20 protein-coding genes and 1 riboswitch are annotated in these 22,543 nt (G+C 71.6%); of the genes, 12 read left to right on the top strand and 8 right to left on the bottom strand.

Features of this window, described 5'->3' with window-relative positions; all coding sequences use genetic code 11:
- Position 1: 1 nt before the first annotated feature.
- Positions 2-79, top strand: a riboswitch (ZMP/ZTP riboswitch).
- Positions 80-104: 25 nt separating this feature from the next.
- The 4 genes from purH to AC4H2S_RS15680 all read left to right on the top strand — a co-directional run bounded on the left by purH (position 105) and on the right by AC4H2S_RS15680 (position 4,288).
- Positions 105-1,682 carry a bifunctional phosphoribosylaminoimidazolecarboxamide formyltransferase/IMP cyclohydrolase gene (purH, locus tag AC4H2S_RS15695; RefSeq protein WP_491497907.1) on the top strand — a complete coding sequence of 526 codons (1,578 nt, stop codon included), beginning with the start codon at positions 105-107 and terminating at the stop codon, positions 1,680-1,682.
- Between the two features lie 89 nt (positions 1,683-1,771).
- Positions 1,772-3,037 (top strand): MFS transporter, encoded by a 1,266-nt coding sequence (locus AC4H2S_RS15690; protein ID WP_491497906.1) that lies wholly within the window; start codon positions 1,772-1,774, stop codon positions 3,035-3,037.
- 26 nt (positions 3,038-3,063) lie between these two features.
- Entirely contained in the window at positions 3,064-3,912 is an 849-nt protein-coding gene (locus AC4H2S_RS15685) for a bifunctional methylenetetrahydrofolate dehydrogenase/methenyltetrahydrofolate cyclohydrolase (RefSeq protein WP_491497905.1), read from the top strand.
- 1 nt (position 3,913) lies between these two features.
- A complete protein-coding gene (locus AC4H2S_RS15680; protein WP_491497904.1) occupies positions 3,914-4,288 on the top strand; it encodes a DUF3017 domain-containing protein in 375 nt (124 codons plus the stop codon).
- Between the two features lie 116 nt (positions 4,289-4,404).
- Here AC4H2S_RS15680 and AC4H2S_RS15675 read toward each other — a convergent pair whose 3' ends face one another.
- On the bottom strand, positions 4,405-5,394 hold the full coding sequence (locus tag AC4H2S_RS15675) for a malate dehydrogenase (protein WP_491497903.1): 990 nt from the start codon (positions 5,392-5,394) through the stop codon (positions 4,405-4,407).
- A 107-nt stretch (positions 5,395-5,501) separates the two neighbouring features.
- On the opposite strand from AC4H2S_RS15675, the gene AC4H2S_RS15670 reads away from it, so the two are divergent.
- A complete protein-coding gene (locus AC4H2S_RS15670; protein ID WP_491497902.1) occupies positions 5,502-6,194 on the top strand; it encodes a hypothetical protein in 693 nt (230 codons plus the stop codon).
- A gap of 20 nt (positions 6,195-6,214) precedes the next feature.
- On the opposite strand, the gene AC4H2S_RS15665 is transcribed toward AC4H2S_RS15670, so the two are convergent.
- Complete coding sequence (locus tag AC4H2S_RS15665) at positions 6,215-7,363, bottom strand: aquaporin (RefSeq protein ID WP_491497901.1); 1,149 nt, start codon at positions 7,361-7,363, stop codon at positions 6,215-6,217.
- 173 nt (positions 7,364-7,536) lie between these two features.
- On the opposite strand from AC4H2S_RS15665, the gene AC4H2S_RS15660 reads away from it, so the two are divergent.
- The 3 genes from AC4H2S_RS15660 (at position 7,537) to AC4H2S_RS15650 (ending at position 11,412) form a co-directional block, all read left to right on the top strand.
- Positions 7,537-9,750 (top strand): NADP-dependent isocitrate dehydrogenase, encoded by a 2,214-nt coding sequence (locus AC4H2S_RS15660; protein WP_491497900.1) that lies wholly within the window; start codon positions 7,537-7,539, stop codon positions 9,748-9,750.
- Between the two features lie 68 nt (positions 9,751-9,818).
- Positions 9,819-11,066: an MFS transporter gene (locus AC4H2S_RS15655; protein WP_491497899.1), complete on the top strand. Its 1,248-nt coding sequence runs from the start codon at positions 9,819-9,821 to the stop codon at positions 11,064-11,066.
- Between the two features lie 142 nt (positions 11,067-11,208).
- Positions 11,209-11,412, top strand: a complete 204-nt coding sequence (locus AC4H2S_RS15650) for a hypothetical protein (protein WP_491497898.1) — start codon at positions 11,209-11,211, stop codon at positions 11,410-11,412.
- Positions 11,413-11,520: 108 nt separating this feature from the next.
- On the opposite strand, the gene trpS is transcribed toward AC4H2S_RS15650, so the two are convergent.
- On the bottom strand, positions 11,521-12,585 hold the full coding sequence (gene trpS / locus AC4H2S_RS15645) for a tryptophan--tRNA ligase (protein WP_491497947.1): 1,065 nt from the start codon (positions 12,583-12,585) through the stop codon (positions 11,521-11,523).
- A gap of 51 nt (positions 12,586-12,636) precedes the next feature.
- On the opposite strand from trpS, the gene AC4H2S_RS15640 reads away from it, so the two are divergent.
- On the top strand, positions 12,637-13,152 hold the full coding sequence (locus AC4H2S_RS15640; RefSeq protein ID WP_491497897.1) for a 2'-5' RNA ligase family protein: 516 nt from the start codon (positions 12,637-12,639) through the stop codon (positions 13,150-13,152).
- On the top strand, positions 13,149-14,213 hold the full coding sequence (locus tag AC4H2S_RS15635; protein WP_491497896.1) for a YihY/virulence factor BrkB family protein: 1,065 nt from the start codon (positions 13,149-13,151) through the stop codon (positions 14,211-14,213). The genes AC4H2S_RS15640 and AC4H2S_RS15635 overlap by 4 nt, the downstream gene beginning before the upstream one ends.
- A gap of 26 nt (positions 14,214-14,239) precedes the next feature.
- Here the strand turns inward: AC4H2S_RS15635 and AC4H2S_RS15630 are convergent, their stop codons facing one another.
- From AC4H2S_RS15630 to AC4H2S_RS15620, 3 genes are all read right to left on the bottom strand, one after another.
- Positions 14,240-14,983, bottom strand: a complete 744-nt coding sequence (locus AC4H2S_RS15630; protein WP_491497895.1) for a succinate dehydrogenase/fumarate reductase iron-sulfur subunit — start codon at positions 14,981-14,983, stop codon at positions 14,240-14,242.
- Positions 14,984-15,071: 88 nt separating this feature from the next.
- Positions 15,072-17,093: a fumarate reductase/succinate dehydrogenase flavoprotein subunit gene (locus AC4H2S_RS15625; RefSeq protein ID WP_491497946.1), complete on the bottom strand. Its 2,022-nt coding sequence runs from the start codon at positions 17,091-17,093 to the stop codon at positions 15,072-15,074.
- Positions 17,094-17,136: 43 nt separating this feature from the next.
- The gene (locus AC4H2S_RS15620; RefSeq protein ID WP_491497894.1) at positions 17,137-17,838 is read right to left on the bottom strand and encodes a succinate dehydrogenase cytochrome b subunit; all 702 of its coding nucleotides are present in this window, start codon (positions 17,836-17,838) and stop codon (positions 17,137-17,139) included.
- Between the two features lie 263 nt (positions 17,839-18,101).
- Here AC4H2S_RS15620 and bsh point away from each other — a divergent pair, with 263 nt between their 5' ends.
- Positions 18,102-19,073 carry a choloylglycine hydrolase gene (gene bsh / locus AC4H2S_RS15615; protein WP_491497893.1) on the top strand — a complete coding sequence of 324 codons (972 nt, stop codon included), beginning with the start codon at positions 18,102-18,104 and terminating at the stop codon, positions 19,071-19,073.
- A 95-nt stretch (positions 19,074-19,168) separates the two neighbouring features.
- On the top strand, positions 19,169-21,361 hold the full coding sequence (locus AC4H2S_RS15610) for a helix-turn-helix transcriptional regulator (RefSeq protein ID WP_491497892.1): 2,193 nt from the start codon (positions 19,169-19,171) through the stop codon (positions 21,359-21,361).
- A gap of 16 nt (positions 21,362-21,377) precedes the next feature.
- Here the strand turns inward: AC4H2S_RS15610 and AC4H2S_RS15605 are convergent, their stop codons facing one another.
- Both AC4H2S_RS15605 and AC4H2S_RS15600 read right to left on the bottom strand, forming a co-directional pair.
- Positions 21,378-21,722 carry a carboxymuconolactone decarboxylase family protein gene (locus tag AC4H2S_RS15605; protein ID WP_491497891.1) on the bottom strand — a complete coding sequence of 115 codons (345 nt, stop codon included), beginning with the start codon at positions 21,720-21,722 and terminating at the stop codon, positions 21,378-21,380.
- A 108-nt stretch (positions 21,723-21,830) separates the two neighbouring features.
- A complete protein-coding gene (locus AC4H2S_RS15600) occupies positions 21,831-22,505 on the bottom strand; it encodes a hypothetical protein (protein WP_491497890.1) in 675 nt (224 codons plus the stop codon).
- Positions 22,506-22,543: the final 38 nt, after the last annotated feature.

The following is a 22,543-nucleotide window of genomic DNA, read 5'->3' as shown; positions in this document are numbered from 1 at the left end:
TCTGCAGCCACACGACTGGCGCAGGTGGGTCACCACCAGGGAGTGACGCTGGGGAGCATCGAACGCCTGGGTGCCCCCGACTCGTTGCCCACCCGAGGAGTCCCGTGTCCCCCACCGCCGAGCACCGCGTCCCGATCCGCCGCGCCCTCGTGTCCGTCTACGACAAGACCGGCCTCGACGAGCTGGTGCGTGGGCTGCACGACGCCGGCGTCGAGCTCGTCTCCACCGGCGGCTCGGCCGCGCTCATCGACTCCCTGGGCCTGCCGGTCACCCGCGTGGAGGACCTCACCGGCTTCCCCGAGTGCCTCGACGGTCGCGTCAAGACCCTGCACCCGCGCGTGCACGCCGGCATCCTGGCCGACCGCCGCCTCGACTCCCACGTCGCGCAGCTCGAGGAGCTCGGCGTCGAGCCGTTCGACCTCGTCGTGAGCAACCTCTACCCCTTCACCGAGACTGTCGCCTCGGGTGCGGGCATGGAGGAGTGCGTCGAGCAGATCGACATCGGCGGGCCCTCGATGGTGCGCGCCGCCGCCAAGAACCACCCCAGCGTCGCCATCGTCACCTCGCCCGCGGCGTACGACGCCGTGCTCGCCGCCGTCGCGGCCGGCGGCTTCACGCTGGCCGAGCGCCGCGGCCTCGCCGCGGAGGCGTTCGTCCACACCGCCACCTACGACGTCCACGTGGCGTCGTGGATGGGCAACGTGCTCACCGACACCAGCGACGGCACCGGCTTCCCGGCGTGGATGGGCGCGACGTGGACCAAGGAGGCGGTGCTCCGCTACGGCGAGAACCCGCACCAGTCCGCCGCGCTCTACGGCAACGGCTTCCTGCCCGACGGCCCCGGCCTCGCCCAGGCCACGCAGCACCACGGCAAGGAGATGTCCTACAACAACTACGTCGACGCCGACGCGGCCCGCCGGGCGGCCTACGACTTCGATGAGCCGGCCGTGGCGATCATCAAGCACGCCAACCCCTGCGGCATCGCGGTCGCCGACGACGTCGCCACCGCCCACCGCAAGGCGCACGAGTGCGACCCGGTCAGCGCCTTCGGCGGCGTGATCGCCACCAACGTGCCGGTCTCCGTCGCGATGGCGCAGCAGGTGGCCGAGATCTTCACCGAGGTCGTCGTGGCGCCCGGCTACGAGGACGGCGCCATCGAGGCGCTGCAGGCCAAGAAGAACATCCGGATCCTGGAGTGCCCGCCGCTCACGCGCGGCGGCACCGACCTGCGCTCGATCTCCGGCGGGCTGCTGGTGCAGGAGCGCGACGTGCTCTCCGCCGAGGGCGACGACCCCTCGACCTGGACCCTGGCGACCGGCGAGGCCGCCTCCGACGAGGTGCTCGCCGACCTGGCCTTCGCCTGGCGCGCCTGCCGGGCGGTGAAGTCCAACGCGATCCTGCTCGCCTCCGGCGGCGCCTCGGTCGGCGTCGGGATGGGCCAGGTCAACCGCGTCGACTCCTGCCGGCTCGCGGTCGAGCGGGCGGGGGAGCGGGCCGCGTCGGCCGTCGCGGCCTCCGACGCGTTCTTCCCGTTCGCCGACGGCCCGCAGATCCTCATCGACGCCGGGGTGCGGGCGATCGTCCAGCCCGGCGGCTCGGTGCGCGACGCCGAGGTGGTCGCGGCGTGCGAGGCGGCGGGCGTGACGATGTACCTCACCGGGGCTCGGCACTTCTTCCACTGACCGCCCCTGGGCGGTGCGCGGAGGGGGTGCCGCGGCACGGAAAATGCCGCGCGCGCACCGCTCGACGACGTTATCTTGGCGTCAAGACAATGGGCGGCGGGGGTGACGACGTGCGGTGGTGGCAGCGGGTCCTCCCGCCGACGAAGCTCGAGCGGGACCTGGTCTGGCAGTGCGTGCTCTCCGCGTTCGCCACCGGCACGTTCCTCACCGGCACCGCCGTCTACTTCACCCAGATCGTCGGCCTGAGCGGAGCGCAGGTCGGGCTCGGGATGTCGATCGCCGCGGGCGTGACCCTCGTCCTGCAGCTCCCGATGGGCCGGCTCGCGGACCGCGTCGGCGCCAAGCCGCTGTGGGCGCTGGCGAGCGCCGTGGAGGCCGCGCTCTACTTCGCGTGGCCGCTGATCGGCGGCATGGCGACCTTCGTGGCGATGCTGACGGTGCTCGCCGTCGTCGAGACCGCGGGCCGCAACGCGCGCAACGTCTATCGGATCGCCGTCTTCCCGCGCGCGGTGCGCGTGCGGGCGCTGGCCTACATGCGCGCCGCGCGCAACGTCGGCTACACCCTGGGCGCCGGCGCGAGCGGCGTGGCGCTCGGTGTCGGCCTCGACGCCGTACGCCTCATCCCCCTCGTCACCGGCGGGCTGCTGGTCCTCAATGCAGTGCTCATCCTGTCCGTGCTCCCGGTGGTCACGCTCCCCGCCCCGGTCGTGCAGGACGACGGCACGCCGGTCACGGCGCCGCCGGCCTGGCGCAACACCGGGTTCGTCGTGCTCAGCGTGTGCAACGGGGTGCTCTCCTCCAACCAGGTGCTGCTCAACGTCGTCGTGCCGCTGTGGCTGGTCGAGCGCACCGACGCGCCGCCGACGCTCCTGGCCTGGCTGTTCGGCACCAACACCGTCCTCGCGGTCGCCCTGCAGGTGCGGGCGAGCCGGGTGGCCGACTCCGTCGACGGATCGCTGCGGGCGGCGCGGTGGTCGGGCTATGCCTTCCTCGTCTCGTGCGGGCTCCTCGCCTGGACCCACGAGACGGTCGGCTGGGTCTCGATCGTGCTGATCTGGATCGGCCACGTCACCATCACCGGCGCCGAGCTCTGGCAGTCCGCGGCCGACTGGTGCTTCACCAGCGAGCTCTCCGACCACCGCCGGCTCGGCGACTACCAGGGCATCTGGGGCCTGGGCTACCAGGTCGAGCCGATCGTCTTCCCGGCCCTCTACACCTGGCTCGCCCTCACGGTCGGCACGGCGGGCTGGGCGGTCATCGCCGTCATCGGCATCACCGCAGCCGCTGTCGCGCACCCGGCGGCCCGGGCCGCGGAGCGGCACCTGGTCCGGATCGGGGCGCCGGTCGGGGTGTGAGCGAGCCGATCCCTAGACTGACCCGCGTGACGGCACAGACCCTGGACGGCGCAGCCACGCTGCGGACCATCAAGGCCGAGCTCGCGCAGCGAGTCGCCGCACTCCGCGAGCAGGGGGTGGTCCCCGGGCTCGGCACCGTGCTGGTCGGCGACGACCCCGGCTCGCACTGGTACGTCGGCGCCAAGCACAAGGACTGCGCGGAGATCGGCATCACCTCGATCCGGCGCGACCTCCCCGCCGGCGCCACCCAGGCCGAGGTGGAGGCCGTCATCGACGACCTCAACGCCGACGAGGCCTGCACCGGCTTCATCGTCCAGCAGCCCACCGGGCTCGACGAGTTCGCCCTGCTGTCGCGCGTCGACCCCGCCAAGGACGTCGACGGGCTGCACCCGGTCAACCTCGGCAAGCTCGTGCTCGGCGAGGCGGGTCCGCTGCCGTGCACCCCGGTCGGCGCCATCGAGCTGCTGCGCCGCCACGGCGTCGAGATCGCGGGCGCCGCGGTCGTCGTCGTCGGCCGCGGCATCACCGTGGGCCGGCCCCTCGGCCTGCTGCTGACCCGTCGTTCCGAGAACGCCACGGTCACCCTGTGCCACACCGGCACCCGCGACCTCGCCTCCCACGTGCGGCGGGCCGACATCGTCGTCGCCGCCGCGGGCGTGCCGGGCATCATCACCGCCGACATGGTGCGGCCGGGGGCGGCGGTCCTCGACGTCGGCGTCTCGCGGGTCGACGGCAAGGTCACCGGCGACGTGGCCCCCGACGTGTGGGACGTCGCCGGCTGGGTCTCGCCCAACCCCAAGGGCGTCGGGCCGATGACGCGCGCGATGCTGCTCACCAACATCGTCGAGATCGCCGAGAAGTCCGTCCGGTCCTGACATGCCCGACCCCGACACTCCTGAGCCGTCCGTCGATCCGCCCGAGTCGGTGCCACCGGTCTCCGCGGAGCCGTCCCCGCAGGACCCCGACGAGCCGCGCCGCTACCCCTCGACGATCGGGGGAGCGTTCTACCTGCTCGTCCTGGCCGTCGTGACGGTGGCGATGGTCGTCGTCGTGCTCGACGAGTGGCGCACCGGCATCCGGCTGATGGGCGGCGCGCTGATCGCCGCGGCCGTCGTACGCCTCGTGCTGCGCCGGCGCGACGCCGGGATGCTGGCCGTGCGGCACAAGGTGCTGGACGCGGTCGTCCTCGTCGTCCTCGGCGGGTCGTTGATCTTCCTCGCCGGCTCCATCCCGGACCAGCCCGGCTTCTGAGACGCCGCGAGCCGGCGCTCGTGCCCCTCGATCGGGAACACGGGCGCCGGCTCGGCGTCGTTGCGGTCAGGATGCGCCGACTCGACGTGGATCTGCGGTCAGGACGCGCCCACTCCTCAGATCAGGCCCAGCTCCGTGACGGCCTTGCGCTCGTCGTCGAGCTCGGCGGTCGAGGCGTCGATGCGCGCGCGGGAGAAGTCGTCGATCTCGAGGCCCTCGACGATCGACCAGTCGCCACCGGAGGTGGTGACCGGGAAGGACGAGATGAGGCCCTCGGGGACGCCGTACTCGCCGCTCGAGACGACCGCCATCGACACCCAGTCGTCGGCCGCGGAGCCGAACAGCCAGTCGCGCGCCGCGTCGATGGTCGCCGAGGCGGCCGAGGCGGCCGAGGACGAGCCGCGGGCGTCGATGATCGCCGCACCGCGCTTGGCGACGGTCGGGATGAAGTCGTTCTCCAGCCAGGCCTGGTCGCCGACGAGCTCGGCGGCGCTCTGGCCCTTGACCTCGGCGTGGAAGAGGTCGGGGTACTGGGTCGCGGAGTGGTTGCCCCAGATCGTCATCTTCGTGATGTCGGTGACCTTGGCGCCGGTCTTGGCCGCGAGCTGGCTGATCGCCCGGTTGTGGTCGAGGCGGGTCAGCGCCGAGAACCGCTCGCGCGGGATGTCGGGGGCGTTGGTCATCGCGATCAGCGCGTTGGTGTTGGCCGGGTTGCCGGTCACGCCGATGCGGACGTCGTCGGCGGCCACGGCGTTGAGGGCCTTGCCCTGCGCGGTGAAGATCGCGCCGTTGGCGGAGAGCAGGTCGCCGCGCTCCATGCCCGGGCCGCGGGGACGCGCGCCGACGAGCAGCGCGAGGTTGACGCCGTCGAAGATCTTCTCGGCGTCCGCGCCGATCTCGACGCCGGAGAGCAGCGGGAAGGCGCAGTCGTCCAGCTCCATGACGACGCCCTCGAGCGCCTTGAGGGCGGGCTCGATCTCGAGCAGTCGCAGCTCGATCGGGCGGTCCGCGGCCAGCGCGCCGCTGGCGAGGCGGAACAGCAGGCTGTAGCCGATCTGGCCGGCGGCGCCGGTGACGGCGACCTTGAGAGGTTCAGCGGAGGTCACGGTGGTCTTCTCCTCGCGAGATGAGGTCGGTGAGGTCTGTCCCGCTGACGCTAGCAGCGCCCCGGCCGCGCGCTGTCCGCTGGTCGGAGGCTGGCATGCTGGCGCCCATGACGAGGGGGCCACGAGCCGTGCGGCGCGCGCGGGCGACGGCGGCGCTGACGGCCGGCCTGGCGCTCGCGCTCGCCGGCTGCGGCGGCGTGGGCCAGCCCGCGCCCTACGACTCCCCGGGCATCAACGGCCTCGTCGTCCCGACGCCGAGCCCCGAGCCCGCCGACTTCGTCGACACCGTGGACAACCCGTGGCTCGCCCTCGAGCCGGGCTCGCGACGGACCTACGACGTGAGCGACGGCGCCCGTGACCTCGGCACGATCGAGGTCGAGGTGCTCGAGCCCACCGTCCCGGTCGCCGGGCTCGACGCCACGGCCGTGCGGGCCACGACCGACCTCGCCGACGGCTCCGGTCGCACGACGAGCGTGGAGACCCGCCTCTACGCGCAGGACGCGGCGGGCAACGTCTGGCTCGTCGGCGCCGACGGCGACACCGGGGACTGGCGCGCCGGCGAGGACGGCGCGGAGGCCGGGCTCGCGATGCCGGCCGACCCGCGGCTCGGCGACGGGTGGCTCAGCTACGACGTGCCCGGGCTGCCGCGCGCGAGCAGGACCATCGAGGACCAGTCGGCCACCCTCGTGCAGCTGCGCGACGAGGCCGGCACCACGACCCGCACGGTGTACGAGAAGGGTGCCGGCCTCGTGGGGCTGGTGGACCTCGACGACGGCTGGAGCGCCGAGCCGGCCGACTGACTCGGACCTGTTCGGGGCCGTCAGTCTGGGCGGCGGACCTGGGTGCGGCCGTCGTCGTCGCCGTCGGGGTTGCCCCAGTGACCCGGAGCGCCCTGACCCGGAGCGCCCGGAGCGCCCGGAGCGCCCGGGGTGCCCTGGCCCGGCTGCTGCTGGGGGGCCGGGGTGCCCCACTGGCCCGGCTGGGACGGCTGGCCGGGCTGCTGCTGCGGCGCGGGCTGGCCCCACTGGCCGGGCTGCTGCGGAGCGGCCTGCGGAGCGCCGTAGGCCGGGTCGGGCTGCTGCTGCTGCGGCTGCTGGTAGGGGTCGGGCTGGCCCCACTGCTGCTGCGGGGGAGCGCCCCAGGCGGCACCGGGCTGGCCCCAGCCACCCTGCTGGCCCTGGTTCCACTGCGCCTCGTAGTTGCCCGGGACGTTCTGGTCCTTGCGGCCGCCGCTGAAGTTGAGGCCGGAGCCCGCGACCGGGGCGGCGCCCTGGCCGAAGAGCAGGGGGTAGGTCAGGCCGGCGATCGCCGCACCGAGCAGCGGGGCGAGGACGAACAGCCAGAGCTGGGCGACCGCGTCCATGCCGGCGAAGACGCCGACGCCGATGGAGCGGGCCGGGTTGACCGAGGTGCCGGTCAGGGGGATCGCGACGAAGTGGATCATCGACAGCGTGAGGCCGATCGCGAGCGGGCCGAGCGCGACGTTGACCTCGTTGCGCTCGTCGGTGACGCCCAGGATGACCCACAGGAAGACCGCGGTCAGCAGCACCTCGAGCAGCAGGGCGGCCCACCAGGCGAAGCCGGATCCCTGGTCGCCGAAGAAGTTCTGGCCCATGTTGCCCTCGGCGACGAAGCCGTCGAAGCCGTGGCCCAGCGCGAAGAGCACCGCGCCGGCCAGGAGGCCGCCGAGGAGCTGGGCGGCCATGTAGAGGCCGACCTGGTTCCACGGCAGGCGACCGCCGAGGACCGCGCCGAGCGTCACGGCCGGGTTGAAGTGACCGCCGGAGACGCGCCCGACGGCGTAGGACATGACCACGACGGTGAGACCGAACGTCAGGCCGGTGGCGACGATGTCGCCGCCGGTGTAGACGGCAGCACCGCAGCCGAAGAAGACGAGCACGAACGTGCCCATCACCTCCGCGGTGAACTTCTGTCCGGTGGTCGGTGTGGCTTCGACGGTGTCGCTCATCAGCTCGTCCTCCAAGTCAGGGTGGCCGTACCCCTCGTAGGCCACGTCGAGCCTAGCGGCGTCGGGACGGGGGTGCGAGGGTAGGCGAGTCGCCAGGCGTGTGCGACGTCAGGTATCTTGACGTCAAGAGTTATGCCCGGATCAGATCGCGATCTACAGGAGCTGTCGTACCCATGGCCAAGATCATCTACACCCATACCGACGAGGCGCCCCTGCTGGCGACGTACTCGTTCCTCCCGATCATCGCCGCCTACGCGAAGACCGCCGGTGTGGACGTCGAGACCCGTGACATCTCGCTGGCGGGTCGCGTGATCGCCCAGTTCCCCGACCGGCTCACGGACGAGCAGCGCCTCGCCGACGACCTCGCCGAGCTCGGCGAGCTGGCCACCCGGCCCGAGGCCAACATCATCAAGCTGCCCAACATCTCGGCGTCCCTCCCGCAGCTCAAGGCGACCATCGCCGAGCTGCAGTCGCAGGGCTACGACCTGCCCGACTACCCCGAGAACCCGCAGACCGACGAGGAGCGCGAGGTACGCGCGCGCTACGACAAGGTCAAGGGCTCCGCGGTCAACCCGGTGCTCCGCGAGGGCAACTCCGACCGCCGGGCGCCGGCGTCGGTGAAGAACTACGCCCGCACGCACCCCCACTCGATGGGCGCATGGAGCAGCGACTCCAAGACCTCGGTCGCGACCATGGGCCACGACGACTTCCGCACCAACGAGAAGTCCGTGGTGATGCCGGCCGATGACACGCTGTCGATCGTCCACGTCGGCACCGACGGCCAGGAGACGGTGCTCAAGGACGACCTGAAGGTCCTCGAGGGCGAGGTCGTCGACGCGACCTTCCTGAGCGCCGCCCGCCTCGACGAGTTCCTCGAGGAGCAGGTCGCGCGGGCCAAGGCCGACGGCGTGCTCTTCTCCGCCCACCTCAAGGCCACGATGATGAAGGTCTCCGACCCGATCATCTTCGGCCACGTGGTCCGCGCCTACTTCGCCGACGTCTTCGCCCAGTACGGCGAGGAGCTGGCCGCCGCCGGGCTGTCGGCCAACGACGGCCTGGGCGCGATCCTGGCCGGCCTGGACTCCCTCGACAACGGCGCCGAGATCAAGGCGGCCTTCGAGAAGGGCCTGGCCGAGGGCCCGGCGCTCGCGATGGTCGACTCCGACCGCGGCATCACCAACCTGCACGTGCCCTCCGACGTCATCATCGACGCCTCGATGCCGGCGATGATCCGCACCTCCGGCCAGATGTGGAACGCCGACGGCGAGCAGCAGGACACCCTCGCGGTGATCCCCGACTCGTCCTACGCCGGCGTGTACCAGGCCGCGATCGACGACTGCCGCACCCACGGCGCCCTCGACCCCTCGACCATGGGCTCGGTGCCCAACGTCGGGCTGATGGCCAAGGCGGCCGAGGAGTACGGCTCGCACGACAAGACCTTCGAGATCCCGGCCGCCGGCCGGGTCGAGGTGCGCAATCGCGCCGGCGAGGTGCTGATGTCGCACGACGTCGAGGCCGGCGACATCTGGCGCGCCTGCCAGACCAAGGACGCCCCGATCCGCGACTGGGTCAAGCTCGCCGTCACCCGCGCCCGCGCCAGCGACACCCCGGCGGTGTTCTGGCTCGACGAGACCCGCGCCCACGACGCCAACCTCATCGCGCTGGTGAAGAAGTACCTGAAGGACCACGACACCGAGGGCCTGTCGCTGGAGATCATGGCGCCGGCCGAGGCGACGACGTACTCCCTGGAGCGGATCCGCCGCGGCGAGGACACCATCTCGGTGACCGGCAACGTGCTGCGCGACTACAACACCGACCTGTTCCCGATCCTCGAGCTCGGCACCAGCGCCAAGATGCTCTCGATCGTGCCGCTGATGAACGGCGGCGGCCTCTTCGAGACCGGTGCCGGCGGGTCGGCGCCCAAGCACGTGCAGCAGCTGGTCAAGGAGGACTACCTCCGCTGGGACAGCCTCGGCGAGTTCTTCGCCCTGGCCGCCTCGCTCGAGCACCTCGCCGGCTACGACGACAACGCGCGGGCGCGCATCCTCGGCGACACCCTCGACAAGGCCACCGAGACCTTCCTCAACGAGGACCGCTCGCCCGGGCGCAGGCTCGGCACGATCGACAACCGGGGCTCGCACTTCTACCTCGCCCTGTACTGGGCCGAGGAGCTCGCGAAGCAGACCGAGGACGCCGAGCTCGCAGCGGCGTTCGCCTCGCTCGCCAGCACCCTGCGCGAGGCCGAGCAGACGATCGTCGACGAGCTGCTCGCGGTCCAGGGCAAGCCCGCCGACATCGGCGGCTACTTCCGCCCCGACCCGGAGAAGGCCGCCGCGGTCATGCGTCCGTCCGCGACCTTCAACGACGCGATCGCCTCGCTGGGCTGACCGCGACCCGCGTCACAGGCAGGGCCCCCGGGGAACAAACCCCGGGGGTCCTGCTCTTGCGCCAGGTGATGACGACGACCGCCGACACGACACAGCTGCCCGACCATCCGTCGTCGGGCGACCCCGACGTCCCCTCGGTGACCGCGCGCCACTTCGGCCTCGCGGTGCTCGCCCTGGCGATGGGCGGCTTCGCCATCGGCACCACCGAGTTCGTGACGATGGGCCTGCTGCCGCAGATCGCCCGCGGCGTCGACGTCTCCATCCCCACCGGCGGCCACGTCATCTCGGCGTACGCCGTCGGGGTCGTCGTCGGGGCGCCGGTGCTCGCCTTCCTCGGCGCGCGGCTCCCGCGCCGCGCCCTCCTCGTGGCCCTGATGGTCGCCTTCGCCGCCGGCAACGGGCTGAGCGCGCTCGCGACGTCCTACGAGCAGCTGATGGTCGCCCGCTTCGCCGCCGGGCTGCCCCACGGCGCCTACTTCGGTGTCGCCTCGCTGGTGGCCGCGAGCATGGCCCGCCCGTCGCGCAAGGGCCGAGCGGTCTCGTTGGTGATGCTCGGCCTGTCGGTCGCCAACGTGATCGGCGTGCCCGCGGCGACGGTGCTCGGCCAGGAGCTGGGCTGGCGCGCGGCCTTCTGGGCCGCCGGCGGCCTGGCCGTGGTCACCCTCGCCCTCGTCGCGTGGTTCGTGCCGTCCGTCCCCGGCGACGCCGGGGCCAGCGGGCTGCGCGAGCTCGCCGCGTTCAAGGTGCCGCAGGTGTGGCTGACGCTGCTGGCGGGCGCCGTCGGCTTCGGCGGCATGTTCGCGGTCTACTCCTACATCGCCCCGGTCGTCACCGACGTCGGCGGCCTGGGGGAGCGGTCGGTGGCGGTCTTCCTGCTGTTCTTCGGCCTGGGCATGGTCGCGGGCACCTCTCTCGCCGGGGTCATGGCCGACTGGTCGATCTTCCGCTCGCTCATCATCGGCGGCGTCGGCATGGCCGTGACCATGCTGGCCTTCTGGCTCGCGGCGCCCCACGGCTGGGCGGCCCTGCCGGTGGTCTTCCTCATCACCACCCTCGGCTCGGTGCTGGTGGTCAACCTGCAGCTGCGGCTGATGGACGTGGCCGGCGACGCGCAGACCCTGGGCGCCGCGATGAACCACGCCTCGCTCAACATCGCCAACGCCCTCGGCGCCTGGCTCGGCGGTCTCGTCATCGCCGGCGGCTGGGGCCTGCGCGCCCCCGCCCTGGTCGGCCTGGCGCTGTCGATCGCCGGGGTGGCGATCCTGCTGCTCTCCGCGCGGCTCCACGTGCGCCAGCGCGACGCCGTACGCGCCTGAGATCCGCCTGGGATCCCGCCGACCTCCGGGGGTGGTCGGCGCCGCCTTGCACGCAGCGCGATGCACGCATTTTCCGGTGATGTTGCACGGAGTTAACACGGGCGGAACTCTTGTGTAGCGCACACTTGGAACGATCCAATCCATGGAGGGCGGGCAGGCCGCCCGAGATCTTCCCGAGGAGGACGTGATGGACGACGACAAGATCGTGCGCGAGGTGGAGCGCCGCCGTGAGCTGGCCGACCGCAACGTCAGCGCAGTGGTCGACCTGCTGCAGCGACGCCAGGAGCTGAAAGGGATCTACCCCGCGGCCGACCTGTTCGCCGAGAACGTCGGCTGGGCGGTCTGAGGGGAGCGGCCCAGCCCGGCCCCCGAGGGGTCAGCGCCGGCACGTCGACGCACGAACCGCTCCAGCCTGCGCTGACGCGCACGTCAGCCCGGGCTGTAGCGGACTCCATCAGGCCCAGCCGTAGACCATGCCCATCGCCTCGCTGACCTCGGCCAGCGTCGCGTCGGCGACCTCGTTGGCCCGGGCGTTGCCGCGACGCAGGATCTCGTCGAGGTAGGCCGGGTCGGCCTCGAGCTCGGCGCGGCGGGCGCGGAGCGGGGCCAGCTCGGTGTTGATCGCGTCGGTCAGGCGACGCTTGAGGGCACCGCCGCCCCCGTCGCCGATCTCCTCGGCCACGACGGCCGGGTCGACGTTCTCGCAGAGGCCGATGAGGGTGAGCAGGTTGGCCACCTCGGGCCGCGCCTCCGGGTCGTAGGTGATGACCCGGTCGCTGTCGGTCTTGGCGCCCTTGAGCTTCTTCGCGGTCTCGTCGGCGCTCATCCGCAGCTCGACGACGTTGCCCTTGGACTTGCTCATCTTGGTGCCGTCGGTGCCGAGGATCAGGGGTGCCTCGGAGAGCAGCGCGCCGGGCTCGGGGAACACCGGGGCGTAGCGGTCGTTGAAGCGGCGCGCGACGACGCGGGTCTGCTCGAGGTGGGGCAGCTGGTCGCGGCCGACGGGCACGACGTTGGCCTTGCAGAACAAGATGTCCGCGGCCTGGTGCACCGGGTAGGTGAGCAGGAGGCCGCCGATCGAGGTGATGCCGGCCGTCTTGGCCTCGTCCTTGACCGTGGGGTTGCGCTGCAGCTCGGCGACGCTGACCAGGCTCAGGAACGGCAGCATCAGCTGGTTGAGGGCCGGCACCGAGGAGTGCGTGAAGATCGTCGCCTTCTCCGGGTCGAGGCCGGCGGCGATGTTGTCGACCAGCAGGTTGCGCACGTTGCTCGAGATGTCGCCGAGCACCTCGCGGTCGGTGATCACCTGGTAGTCCGCGATGAGCTGCCAGATCTCCGCGCCACTGTCCTGCAGGCGCAGGCGGTTGCGGATCGAGCCGAAGTAGTGACCGATGTGCAGCGCTCCGGTCGGACGGTCCCCGGTGAGCATGCGCAGCGATGCCGGGTCCTTCGCCATCTGCTCCTCGATGGCGTCGCTGCGTGCCTGGGCGGCGCGGAAGGTCTCACTCACGCGGCCGATCCTTTCACGGGGCCGATCGACGCCGCGATCGGGTTCTGTAGGGTTTCAGGGGTGCCCACCATCGGAGTAGCGATCGCGATCCCCGAGCCCTGGGCGAGCGAGCTCCAGGACTACCGCACCAGCGTCGGCGACACCACGGCCACGCAGATCCCCACGCACATCACGCTGGTCCCGCCGACCGAGGTGGGCCCCGACGACCTCGACGCCGTCACCGCCCACCTCGAAGCCGTCGCGGCCGCCGTCTCCCCGTTCACCATCCACCTGCGCGGCACCGGGACGTTCCGCCCGGTCTCGCCGGTCGTCTTCGTCACCCTCGCCGAGGGGATCTCGGGCTGCGAGGTGCTCGCGGGCGCCGTACGGCAGGGGCCGCTCGCGGTCGACCTGCACTTCCCCTACCACCCGCACGTCACCGTCGCGCACCACCTCGACGACGAGACGCTCGACATCGCCTACAAGGAGCTGGCCGGCTTCGAGTGCCGGTTCGCCGTCGAGGAGTTCAGCCTCTACGTCCACGACGAGCAGGCCGGCTGGCGACCGACCCACCACTACCGGCTCGGGGAGCGATGAGCGTCGTCGACACGGTCAAGCAGCGCGTCGCCGCCGTGCGCAAGCGCCGCCCGTTCATCGACCACCTCTTCCGGATGATCCAGCACTACGGCGCGGTCAAGGGCAACGCGCTCGCCGGCGCGGTCACCTTCTTCGGCTTCCTGTCGTTCTTCCCCATCCTGGCGCTCGCGTTCGCCGTGGTCGGCTGGGTCGCCGGCATCTACTCCGACGCCACCGAGCAGATGGTCAAGGCGATCCGGTCGGTGCTGCCGATGGTGGTCGAGGGCAAGGCGGGACCGGGCGAGATCTCCATCGACGCCTTCCAGGACGGCGCGGGCGCCGCTGCCGGCATCGGCCTGATCGGTGTCCTCTACTCAGGGCTGGGCTGGGTCTCCGGCCTGCGCGACGCGCTGCAGATCGTCTTCGAGACGCCGCGGCGCGCACAGCCCAGCTTCCTGGTCGGCAAGCTCAAGGACCTGGTCTCGCTCGTGCTCATCGGCGTCGTGCTGCTGCTCAGCGTGGCCGTCTCCGGCGTCGTCACCGCCCTGTCCAGCCACATCCTCGACCGGCTCGGCCTCGACCTCGCCCTGCGCCCGGTGCTGACCGTCCTCGCCATCGCGGTCGGCCTCGGCGCCAACACGCTGCTGTTCTTCGCGATCTTCAAGATCCTCGCCGACCACGACACCCCGGACCGCTCCATGTGGAGCGGCGCGCTCCTGGGCGCGATCGGCTTCGAGGTGCTCAAGCAGGCCGCGACCTTCCTGATCAGCTCCACGCAGAACCAGCCGGCGTTCGCCGTGTTCGGCATCGCGCTCGTGCTGCTGATCTGGATCAACTACTTCTCCCGCGTCGTCATGCTGGCCGCCTCGTGGGCGCACACCTCGCGCGAGGCCCGCGCTCGCCGCGAGGCCGAGGAGGTGGCCGAGCTGCTGCCCGAGGGGCCGCGGATCGACCTCGCGGGTGCGGGGTCCGGCGCCCCGGCGTACCCCTCGGCGGCGCCGTCGCCCTCCCCGAAGGCCGCCTTCGCCGCTGGGGCGGGCGCCATGCTCGGGCTGGTCGCGCTCGTCCGCCGCCGCCACTGATCGCCGACTCGGCACGGCGGTGAGTGTCAGTGGCCGTGCTTGATCGCCATCCGCAGGTCCTTGTTGAGCTGGGAGATCACGTCGAGCGGGATCTCCTTGGGGCACGCCGCGGTGCACTCGCCGATGTTGGTGCAGCCGCCGAAGCCCTCGTGGTCGTGCTGGGCGACCATGTTGACCACGCGCTCGTCGCGCTCGGGCTGGCCCTGGGGCAGCAGGCCGAGGTGGGTCACCTTGGCGCCCATGAAGAGCGAGGCCGAGCCGTTGGGGCACGCCGCGACGCAGGCGCCGCAGCCGATGCACGTCGCGACGTTGAAGGCGCGGTCGGCGTCGTCCTTGGGCACCGGCACCGAGTGGGCTTCGGGGGCCGAGCCGGTGTTGACCGAGATGTAGCCGCCGGCCTGGATCATCCGGTCGAGAGCGCCGCGGTCGACGACGAGGTCCTTCACCACCGGGAAGGCGTCGGAGCGCCACGGCTCGATCGTGATGGTCTCGCCGTCCTTGAACGAGCGCATGTGCAGCTGGCAGGTCGTGGTGACCTCGGGGCCGTGCGCCTCGCCGTTGATCATCAGCCCGCACATGCCGCAGATGCCCTCGCGGCAGTCGGAGTCGAAGGCGATGGGGTCCTCGCCCTGGTCGTTGAGCTGCTCGTTGAGCACGTCGAGCATCTCGAGGAACGACATGTCGGGGGAGACGTCGGACAGCTCGTAGGTGTGCATCGCGCCGGCGCTGGTGGAGTCGGGCTGACGCCAGATCTTCAACGTCACGTTCATCGGTGGGTCCTCGTGGGTGTCGGGGTCCCCGCGGCGTCGTCGGCCGGGGGTGCGAAGCGGGGGAGGGGGCGGGTGCCGGAGGCAGGCGTCACTTGTAGCTCCGCTGCTTCATCTCGATGGCCGAGTAGACCAGGTCCTCCTTGTGCAGCACGGGCCGCTCGTCGAGGCCGGCCCACTCCCACGCGGCGACGTAGGCGAACTCGTCGTCGTGGCGCAGGGCCTCGCCGTCCTCGGTCTGCGACTCGGCCCGGAAGTGGCCGCCGCACGACTCGCGCCGGTTGAGCGCGTCGATGCACATCAGCTCGCCGAGCTCGAAGAAGTCGGCCACACGGCCTGCCTTCTCCAGCGACTGGTTGAGCGACTCGCTGGTGCCGAGCACCTTGACGTTGCGGTAGAAGTCGTCGCGCAGGCCGCGGATGAGGTCGATCGCCTTCTTGAGACCGGTCTCGTTGCGCTCCATGCCGCAGTACTCCCACATGATGTTGCCGAGCTCGCGGTGGTAGGAGTCGACGCTGCGGGTGCCGTTGACCGACAGGAAGTGCTGGATGCGCTGCTCGACCGACTCGCGCGCCTCCAGGACCGCCGGGTGGTCCTCGGCGACGGGCTCGAACGGGCCGTCGGCGAGGTAGTCGCGGATCGTGTGCGGCAGGACGAAGTAGCCGTCGGCCAGGCCCTGCATCAGCGCCGAGGCGCCGAGGCGGTTGGCGCCGTGGTCGGAGAAGTTGGCCTCGCCGGTGACGAACAGGCCCGGGATCGTCGACTGCAGGTCGTAGTCGACCCACAGCCCGCCCATGACGTAGTGCACGGCCGGGTAGATCCGCATCGGCGTCGAGTACGGGTCCTCGCCGGTGATCCGGGCGTACATGTCGAACAGGTTGCCGTACTTGGACTCCACGGCGTCGCGGCCGAGGCGGTCGATGGCGTCGGCGAAGTCGAGGTAGACACCCCGGCGCACGCCCTCCACCTCGGGACCGACGCCGCGACCCTCGTCGCAGACGTTCTTCGCCGCGCGCGAGGCGATGTCGCGGGGGACCAGGTTGCCGAAGGCGGGGTAGATCCGCTCCAGGTAGTAGTCGCGGTCCTCCTCGGGGATGTCACGCGGGTCCTTGTCGCAGTCGGCCTGGTTCTTGGGCACCCAGATGCGGCCGTCGTTGCGCAGCGACTCCGACATCAGCGTCAGCTTGGACTGGTGCGAGCCGGAGACCGGGATGCACGTCGGGTGGATCTGCGTGTAGCAGGGGTTGGCCATGTAGGCGCCCTTGCGGTGCGCACGCCAGGCGGCGGTGACGTTGGAGCCCATCGCGTTGGTCGACAGGTAGAACACGTTGCCGTAGCCGCCCGAGGCGAGGACGACGACGTCGGCGAGGTGGGTCTGCACCTCGCCGGTGACCATGTCGCGGGCGATGATGCCGCGGGCCTTGCCGTCGACGACGATCAGCTCGAGCATCTCGTGGCGAGTGAACATCGAGACGGTGCCGGCGGAGATCTGGCGCTCGAGCGCCTGGTAGGCGCCGATCAGCAGCTGCTGGCCGGTCTGCCCGCGGGCGTAGAAGGTGCGCGAGACCTGCACGCCACCGAAGGAGCGGTTGTCGAGCAGGCCGCCGTACTCGCGGGCGAACGGAACGCCCTGGGCGACGCACTGGTCGATGATGTTGGTGCTCACCTCGGCCAGGCGGTAGACGTTGGACTCGCGCGAGCGGTAGTCGCCGCCCTTGACCGTGTCGTAGAAGAGACGGTGGACCGAGTCGCCGTCCTCCTTGTAGTTCTTCGCCGCGTTGATGCCGCCCTGCGCGGCGATGGAGTGGGCGCGCCGGGGCGAGTCCTGGTAGCAGAACGTCTTGACGTTGTAGCCGGCCTCGCCGAGCGTGGCGGCCGCCGAGGCACCCGCCAGGCCGGTGCCGACGATGATGATGGAGAGCTTGCGCCGGTTGGCCGGGTTGACCAGGCGAGCGTCGAACTTCCGCGTCGCCCAGCGCTCGGCGAGCGGGGCGTCGGGCGCCTTGGTGTCGGCGAGCGGCTCACCGGGGGTGTAGTAGCCGGCGGCGTCGTCGTAGTCGCCGTCCAAGGACCCGCTGGCCGAGGCCTCCGTCGAGGTGACGGTGTCGGGCATGTCCATGTCGTGGCTGTCGTGGCTCACGTGAGGTGACCCCTCTTTACTTGGTGATGATGCCGGCCAGGACGGCGAGCGGGACGAGTGAGAAGCCGATGGAGATGACGAGCGCGGTCACGAAGCCGAAGGCCTTGGCGCGCTTGCGCTTGACCGCGGTGCCGGTCCAGCCCAGGGTCTGCGCGGCGCTCCAGATGCCGTGGTGCAGGTGGGCACCGAGCGCGAGCATCGCGGCGATGTAGATCAGCGTCATCCACCACAGGTCGAAGGTGTCGACCATCAGGAGGTAGGGGTCGTTGGTGGCCCCGCCCTGCGGGTTGACCTTCCCGATGGTGAAGTTGAGCAGGTGCCAGACCAGGAAGACGAGGATCGCGAGCCCGCCCCAGCGCATCATCAGGCTGGCGCGCGTGGCGCCGGTGTCCTTCTTCATGACGTACTTGGTGGTGCGGGCACGCGCGGCGCGACGCCACAGGACGACGGCGCAGTAGACGTGCACGACGAGCGCCACGATGAGGCCCACGCGCAGGATCCAGAGCGCGCCCTCGTGCGGCAGCATCGGCTCACCGAGCACGCGGAGGTGGTGGGCGTACTCGTTGAACGCCTCATGTCCGGCGAACGCCTTGAGGTTGCCGTACATGTGCGCCAGCACGAAGCCGAGGAAGAGGAAGCCGCTGCCGGCCATCAACAGCTTGAGAGCGATCGTCGAGCGCGAGGCCCGTGCGCCCTTGACGAGGGTGGGGGTAGACACGTCTCCACGCTACCGCCTGTCGACGTGCGCCCGACGCCCCGGGGAGTGTGACGTACGCCCCTTTGCCCGCGCGCATGGAGCGACCCGCGGGCGGTCGCGACCCGGGTCGACCGGCAGGGGACGACGGCCGCCGCCCGGGTCGAAGTGCTCTGCCGGGGACCCGGGCGGGGCTCGTAACTTCAAGGAGACGTCTGCACGAGGAGCGCATTCGGGCGCCCTCGCTCGCAGTCGGCCCAGACGGACAACGACGTGGAGGCAGCACCGTGTGCACTGCGACCAACTACACCGCCAAGGACCACTACTTCGGTCGCAACCTGGACCTGGAGTTCTCCTACAACGAGTCGGTGACCATCACGCCGCGCAACTTCGTGCTGCCGTTCCGCAAGGTGGACGACCTGCGCACCCACCACGCGATCGTCGGGATGACGACGGTGGCCGACGGCTACCCGCTCTACTACGACGCCACCAACGAGAAGGGGCTGAGCATGGCGGGGCTCAACTTCCCCGACAACGCCGACTACAAGCCCGAGACCCAGGGCAAGGACAACATCACGCCCTTCGAGTTCATCCCGTGGATCCTGGGGCAGTTCGAGACGGTCGCCCAGGTCCGGGAGGCGCTGGACAGGCTGGTGCTGGTCGACATCCCGTTCAGCCCCCAGTTCCCGCTGTCACCGCTGCACTGGATCGTCTCCGACCGCGAGGAGTCGCTCACGGTCGAGTCGGTCGCGGACGGGTTGCGGGTCTACGACAACCCGCTGGGCGTGCTCACCAACAACCCGACCTTCGACATCCAGATGTTCAACCTCAACAACTACGCGAGCCTGTCGCCGAGCCAGCCCGAGACCCACTTCTCCAAGAAGCTGCACTTCGACGCCTACAGCCGGGGGCTGGGCGGCATCGGACTGCCCGGTGACCTCTCCTCGATGTCGCGGTTCGTCAAGGCGGCGTTCACCGCCGTGAACTCGGTCTCCGGCGAGTCGGAGTCCGAGGCCATCAGCCAGTTCCTCCACATCCTCGGCTCCGTCGCCCAGCAGCGGGGATGCGTCGAGGTCGGGGACAGGTACGAGATCACGATCTACTCCTCGTGCTGCAACACCGACACGGGCGTCTACTACTACACGACCTACGAGAACAGCCAGGTGACGGCGGTCGACATGCACAAGGTCGACCTGGACGGCGACACGCTCTCCAGCTACCCGCTCCTCACCGGCCAGAGCATCCTGGCCCAGAACTAGTGGTCGCGCCGCTCCGCCAGCCCTCTCCTCGGGCCCGTCGGGGGAGAGGGCCCTGCGGGCCAGGAGGGCCGACGATCGGGCTGGACGACACCCTGGTGACGGTCAAGCTGTCGCCCCCGAGGCGCCGGAGCGGCATGGTCAGCAGGGTGGCGCTCCTCGACTCCGTCCGTGACGCGGCCACCGCCGTGGTCGGCGTCACCGCGCCCGCCGGCTACGGGAAGTCGACGCTGCTGGTCGAGTGGGCCCACCGGGACCGCCGGAGGGTCGGGTGGCTCTCGCTGGACCGGTCCGACGACGACCCGAGTGCCCTGCTCTTCCTGCTGGCCTCGGCCTACGAGCGAGCCGTACCGGAGCACGCGGGCCTGGCCGCCGTGGTGACCGGCCCGGACGCCGCCGCACGCGGCCGGGGCGCTGCCCGGATCGCGTCGGCGTTCAGGCGCTCGCCGGTGCCCTTCATCCTCCTGCTCGACGACCTGCACGAGCTCCGGTCGCCCGAGTGCCACCACCTGCTGGGTGTCGTGCTGTCGTCGGCCGTCCCCCCCGGGTCGCAGGTCGTGACGGCCAGCCGCCACGAGCAGCCCCACCTCCCCTCTCTCCGGGCGGCCGGGGAGGCGGTCGAGCTCACCACTCGCGACCTCGCCCTCGACGCGCCCGCCGCGGCGCAGGTCTTCGCGACCGCGCGCGTCGACGTCACCCCGGCGCAGGCGGCCGACGTCGCGGCGCGGACCGAGGGCTGGCCGGCCGGGATCCAGCTCGCCGCCCTCATCGCGCGGGAGGGGGAGGACCAGCCCGGGCGGGCCACCGGGGACGACCGCTACATCGCCGACTACCTCCAGCGCGAGGTCTTCCGGAGGTTCGACCCCGGGATCCGGGACTTCCTGCGGCGCACGGCCGTCCTCGACCGGCTCCACGGCCCGCTCTGCGACGCGGTGCTGGGGGAGCGGAGCTCCCAGGACCGGTTGCGCACCCTCGAGGCGTCGAACGCGTTCATCGTCGCGCTGGACCGGCGACGCGAGTGGTACCGCTACCACCCCCTGTTCCGCGAGTTCCTGCTGGCCGAGCTGCTCCGCGACGACCCGGAGGCGGTGGAGAAGCTGCAGGTGCGCGCGGCCGACTGGTTCCAGGCGAACGGCGCACCGGCGACGGCCGTGGAGTACCTCCTCATCACCCAGGAGCGCGAGCGGTGCGCCCAGCTCGTGGCCGAGCTGGCACTCACCACCGTCAGCGCGGGGCAGATCTCGACCCTCCAGCGGTGGCTGGGCGTGCTCGGCGAGCGCACCATCGAGGCCTATCCGCCCCTCGCCGTGCTGGCGGGGTGGGTCGCGGCGTCGGCGGGGCAGGCGGTGGTCGCCCAACGGTGGGCCGCCTTCGTGGAGGAGGCGTCGTTCGACCCGACCCCGACCCACGGCGGCGCGTCGTTCGCGTCCTCGCGGTCGATGCTCCGCGCCATGACGTGTGCGTCGGGCCCCGAGGCGATGCTGGCCGACGCCGAGCTCACCGCGGCACAGGAGCCGCTGCGGAGCCCGTGGCGGGCGACGGCGCTCTGCGTCCTCGCTGAGGCGCACCTGCTCGCGGGCTCACCCGGGCGCGCCGGGGCCGTGCTCCGGGACGCCACGGAGGTCGGCCTCGCCGTGGGCGACACGGGTGCGGTGGTGCTCAGCGAGTCGGGACTGGCCCTCATCGACATGGACCGCGGGCGTTGGGACGAGGCCGCGGAGCACGTCGGGCTCGCGCTCGGCATCGTCGACCAGCACCACCTGGAGGACTACGCGACCAGCCTGCTCCCCTTCGCGGCCGCGGCCCGACTGGCCGTCCACGGAGGCAACCTCCTCGAGGCGGACCGCCAGGTCGCTCGCGCCATGGAGGCGCGTGCCGCGTCGACGTACGCCCTCCCGTGCCTCGCGACGAGGGGCCGGCTCCAGCTTGCGAAGGTGTGCTGGACGCGAGGCGACCACGCCGACGCCCGGCTCCTGCTGGCCGAGATCGACGACATCCTCCGGCTCCGGCCCGAGCTGGGGACCCTGGTCCAGCAGGTCGGCGAGCTCCGCGCGGTCACGACGGCGACGAGGACCGATGCCGGCGCCCCCGAGGCACCGCTCACCCCGGCGGAGCTCCGCGTGCTGCACTACCTCCCCACCCACCTCAGGATCGTCGACATCGCCCAGCGGCTGCAGATCTCGCGCAACACCGTCGCCTCCGAGGTGTCCGCCATCTACCGCAAGCTCGGCGCCACCTCACGCGGTGAGGCGGTCGACCGGGCGACCCTCCTCGGGCTGCTCGGGGGATGAGGGAGGAGCGTGTCGCTCACGGCCCGGCGTCGTCGTCGCGGTCCTCGTCGACGTCGTAGCCCAGGACGAGGGCCAGCTTGGGCGCGGCCGTCGCCACGCGCACCGGTCCGGTGATCGGCAGCACTCCCACGAGGACGTCGACGATCTCCTCGACGCTCGCCCCGGCGCTCAGAGCGCTGTCCGCGAGCGATCCGTAGGAGCGCACGGTGCCGTCGCCCGTCGCGGCGAGGGCGCCGAGCCGGACCAGGGCCAGGATCCTCGCGTCGAGAGCCGTCGCCGGCCAGGTGTCGGGGACGTCCTGTGCGCGGTCGTCCGCCGTCTGGCCGAACGCCAGACGACGCAGCTGTTCGCCGTTGTCCATCCCTGACTCCCTCCGGAGACGTCTTCCCATTAGCGCCCGTGCAGGCCGTCTGCGCACCACCTGTTTCGTGTCATCTGCGACCAGTCGCCCTCACCACCTGCCCATTCGTCAGCCCAGCACGTTCACCGCCCGGGCGACGACCAGGCCCACGATGGCCAGTGACGTCAGCGCCTGGACCGACATGACGAGCTTGGCCCAGGGAGCGAGCGGCATCACGTCGGTGGGACTGAACGCTGTGGCGTTGGTCAGGCCGAGATAGAGGTAGTCGCCGAAGCGCGGGCGCCAGCTCTCCAGTCCCAGCTCGGAGGTGAGCTGCTGGGGGAAGGCGAGGTCGGGCGTGCGCGGCATCCACTCGGCACGGGCGGCGGCCCCGCCGCAGTCGAGCTCGAAGTAGAGGAGCGCGTAGGCGATGATCGAGCCCACCCACACGCAGCCGCTCGCCTGGAGCAGCTCGGGCGCCGAGTCGGTCGCCGACCCGCCGTCGATGATGTCGGCGACGAGCCGGACGGTCGACCAGACGGTCCCCAGGGACAGGACCGTGATCAGCGCGATCGACGCCACCCGCAGGGACGTCGTACGCCTCGAGATCTGGCCGGGGTCGCCGGCGAGCAGCGCCACCAGGAGCACTCCGGAGATCGTGGGCAGCACCCAGGGCTGGGCCATGCGCAGGCTGTCGGGCAGCAGCACGGTGAGACCCATGGCGACGGCAACCGCCACCGCCATCGGCCACCGGGTCTCGGCGTAGGGATCATCGAGGTCGTCGGTGGAGTCCGGGCGTCTCATCCGTGGTCAGTGGCCGAGGCTGGGGAGCGGCACCGCGA

The organism is Nocardioides sp. Z13_37 (assembly GCF_058355585.1).
Note: the sequence above shows the minus strand (reverse complement) of the source record. Positions and strands in the feature narration are given on the sequence as shown.